This window comes from Ochrobactrum sp. SFR4 (assembly GCF_019730395.1).
Classification (GTDB): Bacteria; Pseudomonadota; Alphaproteobacteria; order Rhizobiales; family Rhizobiaceae; genus Pseudochrobactrum.
On the sequence record NZ_JAAPBB010001338.1, the window covers coordinates 1 to 238 of the forward strand.

Annotated in this window: 1 protein-coding gene; it reads left to right on the forward strand. The window is 49.6% G+C overall.

The features are described 5' to 3' along the window. Positions 1-238, forward strand: a 238-nt coding sequence (locus tag HBA93_RS23380; protein ID WP_221724807.1) for a hypothetical protein, incomplete at both ends; no start/stop codon positions are given.

Below are 238 nucleotides of genomic sequence, written 5' to 3' on the forward strand. Positions count from 1 at the left end.
GGGGGTTAAACTATCGGCTGAACGCAGCACACAGAATTATATGCTGCTGCCGCATTGTACCGAAAAGACCAATGCCACCCCGACAATTGCGGCTTGGGTTGCGATTTTCAAACATTTCGGCATCAATATGGTGATTGGTGAAAGCGGTTGTTGCGGTATGGCCGGTACTTTTGGCCATGAATTGCGCAACCGTGCGCTGTCCGAAAATATCTATGATCTGAGCTGGCGGCAGAAAATG